This window comes from Candidatus Binatia bacterium (genome assembly GCA_035631035.1).
Taxonomy (GTDB): domain Bacteria; phylum Eisenbacteria; class RBG-16-71-46; order SZUA-252; family SZUA-252; genus DASQJL01.
On the sequence record DASQJL010000098.1, the window covers coordinates 1 to 4,114 of the forward strand.

General features: G+C 68.7%; 3 protein-coding genes. 2 read left to right on the top strand and 1 reads right to left on the bottom strand.

The features are described from left to right. Nucleotides 1–1,665: multicopper oxidase domain-containing protein (locus VE326_10625; protein HYJ33662.1), on the top strand; the 1,665-nt coding region annotated here is incomplete at its 5' end. On the opposite strand, the gene VE326_10630 is transcribed toward VE326_10625, so the two are convergent. After that, on the bottom strand, nt 1,662–2,258 hold the full coding sequence (locus tag VE326_10630; protein ID HYJ33663.1) for a PadR family transcriptional regulator: 597 nt from the start codon (nt 2,256–2,258) through the stop codon (nt 1,662–1,664). The two genes, VE326_10625 and VE326_10630, sit on opposite strands and share 4 nt — an antisense overlap. Before the next feature lie 126 nt (nt 2,259–2,384). On the opposite strand from VE326_10630, the gene VE326_10635 reads away from it, so the two are divergent. Next, a partial coding sequence (locus VE326_10635; GenBank protein HYJ33664.1) for a hypothetical protein occupies nt 2,385–4,114 on the top strand: 1,730 nt, incomplete at its 3' end.

The following is a 4,114-nucleotide window of genomic DNA, read 5'->3' on the forward strand; positions in this document are numbered from 1 at the left end:
TCGCTCCAGTATCCGGCCGAGTGGACGCCGATGTTCTTCGGGGACAAGGTTCTGGTGAACGGAAAGGTCTGGCCCAAGCTCAGCGTGGACCCGGGGCGATACCGCTTCCGCGTGCTGAACGGCTCCAACCACCGGATCTTCACGCTCGCCCTGTCCGATCATCACCCGTTCCAGGTGATCGGCAGCGACGGCGGCCTGCTCCCGGCCCCGGTCGAAGTCAGGGAGATCACGCTGGGTCCGGCGGAGCGGGCCGATCTGGTGCTCGACTTCGCGGGCTACGCCCCCGGTTCGGAAGTGCTCCTCCAGGACAAGCTCGAGGCGGGCCAGATGGATCCCTCGGATCCGGCGGCCTCGAGGGTCATGAAGTTCATCGTCTCGGGATCGCCCGGCTGGACGGCGCCGCTGCCAACCGCGCTGACTCCCATGGAGCGCATTCCCGAGAGCCAGGCCACGCGGACCCGGACGTTCGAGCTCCGTTTCGATCAGAGCCTCCAGAAATTCCGCTTTGGGGACTTCGGCTGGGACGAAGTGACCGAATTTCCGGTCCTGGGCACCACCGAGATCTGGCAGTTCGCGAACGAGACCTCGGAGACGCACCCCATCCATCTGCACCTGGTCCAGTTCCAGGTGCTGGACCGCTCGAGCTTCCAGGTCGTCGACGGCAAGGTCGTTCCCGGTTCGGATCGCAGGCCGCCGAACCCCGAAGAGGCCGGATGGAAGGACACGGCGAACGTGAAGCCCCACGAGCTGCTCCGCGTCATCATGCGGTTCGGCCCCGACGGCTACCTGGGCGATTTCGTGTTCCACTGCCACATGCTCGAGCACGAAGACAACGACATGATGCGGCAGTTCACGGTGGTTCCCCCCAGGGGCGGAAAGCCGTCCGTGGCGACCGCCAAGGCGGAGCCTTCGCGGCTGTGGCCGCCCGATCGCTCCATGGTGCCGGTGAAAATCACCGGTGTGAGCGACTCGACCGGCGCCCCGGTTACGGTGCATGTGACCGGCGTGACCCAGGACGAGCCGATCTCGCGGCTCGCGCCGTCCAGGACTGCGGCCGCGATGACGTCGGTTCCGGGTCACCCCGCGATGGCCATGGGCTCGGGGGCGATGGACATGGAAGGCGATGACGCCTGCTTCGACGCCAAGATCGTGGATGGACAGCTCTACCTGCGGCGGGAACGCCTGGAGGGCGGGAACGGTCGCGTCTACCGCGTTTCGTTCACGGCGGTGAGTCGTGACGGAGGGACCGCCGACGGCACCGTTCTGGTCGGAGTGCCGGGCAAAGCGGGCGTTCGCCGGGTCGTCAACGACGGACAGATCTTCAACTCGCGCGAGGGCTGTCCCGGGGAAGGCCACATGGATATGACGATGAAAGATTCGCGGGGCACGGGTATCGCGTTCACGACCTCACTGGCGCTGCCTCGTCTCGAAGGAGGGCGCGCCACGATCGAATACACCCTCGCTCAGCCCGGCGAGGTGACCCTGGCGATCTTCGATGTCGCGGGGCGCCGGGTGGCCGGCCTGGCCGACGGCGTTCAGGGAATGGGCGCACACAGCGCTACTCTGAAGCTCCAGCACATGGCGCGCGGCATCTATTTCGTCCGGATGAACGCGGGAGGGAAGGTCTTCACCCGCCGCATGCCGATCCTGGGCATGGCCCGCTAGCGTCCGCGGCTGTCCGTTCCGGGGAGCGCTCCCTCCCCGTGCCGCGCCTCTTCACGGACCACATCCTTGCCGATCGCCGCGAGCCAGCGCAGCTGCGCGCGCGTCAGGCTGATCGCGCCGCGCATCGCCAGGGCGCTGAAATGCGATCCCGCGCGACGGTAGCCCGCCAGGTCCTGCTTCATGAGATCCAGCGTGAGCCGCAGCCCTGTCTCGGCCTCGCCCAAGAATCGCCTGCGTTTGGCGGGGGGCAGCGCGGCCAGGAAGTAGACCCGAGAGCGAATCGGGTCGTGCACCGCGCCGAGGTCCTGCTCGCGGAACGGGGGAGCGATCCACGTCACCAGGCCCCGCCGCCCGGCCGGTGTGATCTCGTACAGGCGGCGTCGCTGGCGGCGGCGAAGATCACCCCGCGACCGAAGCAGGCCCGCGCGTTCGAGGCGGACGACGAGCGGGTAGATCGCCCCCGCGCTGCCGCTGAAGCGCGCGCTGCGCGACGTGAAGAAATGAGACCGGATCGCGTGCGGCGTGCAGGGGCCGAACTTCCACACGATCCCCAGCACGACCCCCTCCAGCTCGCTCAGCCCATGGCCGGCCATCGTCCCTCCCCGGTTGACCCGCGGCCGCCAGCACGGCCGCGAAGGCTACTCTGGCACACTACTACGATTCGTAGTATATTGCACTCCCGGCCGGTGCCGGCACCACATTGGGTCCCTGGAGGTCCCGTGAAGATCGTGCTCGCCTTGCTGCTCGCCCTGCTCGCCGCACCCGGAGTGACGTTCGCCGCCGATACGAATCGCGACCTGCGCGTCGATCCGCGCCTGCTGCTCGAAGCTCGGACCGTCTGGCAGGTGATCGGCACGCCCCGCAATCCGGTCTGGCCCGGCTGGAACGCCGCGGACACGCCGATCCTGGTCTATCTGCCGGGCGTCCAGGACGCCCTCATCCACCATCCGCACCCGCCGAAAGGGTTCGTGCGCTACCGGGGGCGCACGGCGTTCGAGCCCGGCGCGCTCTTCCTGCGCGACGGCCCGACCACCTTCTCGTGGGACGGCCAGAACACCTCGACCGAGATCGATGGCGTGCCGACCCTGGTCGTCGCGGACACTCCCTCGCGGCTCAAGGAGCAGATCCGCGGCCTGCTGGGAGACGCGCGTCCGACCGAGACGAAGCTCGCGGATCTGAACTACGAACGCGACCTGGTGCCCGACCTCTACGAGGAGATGGCGACGATCGCGCATGAGGCGTTTCACGTCTTTCAGGCGCGCCGGGCGCCTCAGAAGCGCGCGAACGAGCGCGACGTCCGCCTCTACCCCTGCCTGTCGGTCGAGAACAACGTCGGCATGGCGCTCGAGGGCAAGGCGCTCGCCGATTGCATGCGGGTGACCGACGCGAAGGCGCTCCGGGCCGCCGCGCTGCGCTGGCTCGCGGTCCGGCGCGACCGCCGACAGCGCCTGCCGCGTCCGGCGGTCGCCTACGAAGACGGCAACGAGTTCAGCGAGGGGCTCGCCAAGTACGTCGAGCTGGGGCTCATGCGGGCCCTGGAGGGCCGCCGCCCGTCGGACTCCCTCTTCCTGTATCAGGGCTTTCATGGGTTCACGCGTCTCGCCGAGTTCCGCGAAGCGCGCGTGCGCCGGATGGTCAGCGCCATGCGGGGGGAGGTCAACGTCAACAACGACCCCTACGGTACGTCGCCGATCCGCGACCGCCTCTACTACTCCGGCATGGCGATCGCGACGCTCCTGGACCGGATCGCGCCGTCGTGGAAGACCAGGATCCTCGCCGACAGCGTGACCCTGACCGACCTTGCCGCCGAGGCGTTGCGGGCGACGGACGCCGACCTTCGCGCCGCTCTCGCGGAGGCGCGCAGCGACCCGGAATACGCGTCGATGGTCGCCCGGAAGACGAACCTCGCCGAGGACGGCCGTCGCGACACCGACTCGCTGCTGGCGCGCGTGATGCGCGGCGGAACGACCACCCTGGTCTTCGACTATTCCGCACTGGCCGGCGTCAAGACCGGCATCGGCTTCACGCCGTTCGGGGTACGCGCGCTCGACACCCTGCGCACCATCTATACGCTGGTTCCGATCCGGGCCAGCGTGGGGTCGAAGCAGACCGGGTTCGAGGAGACGACTCCGATCCCGACGCTCGAGGATCGTGGGGCGAGAACCTTCACCTTCCCGCTCGAGCGACCGTTGAGCGCCGAAGAGGCGCGGAACCTGGCAGTCTCTGCGGAACACGCACTCGCCGAGGCGCACAGCGACCCGGAATACGCGTCGATCGTCGCCGGGAAGGCGAAGCTGGCCGAGGACGGCCGCCGCGACACCGACTCGCTGCTGGCGCGCGTGATGCGCGGCGGAACGACCACCCTGGTCTTCGACTATTCCGCACTGGCCGGCGTCAAGACCGGCATCGGCTTCACGCCGTTCGGGGTACGCGCGCTCGACACCCTGCG

Excerpts from the sequence above, each read along its gene's own strand:
- VE326_10630 (HYJ33663.1), bottom strand. The coding sequence starts at position 2,258 with ATGGCCGGCCATGGGCTGAGCGAGCTGGAGGGGGTCGTGCTGGGGATC.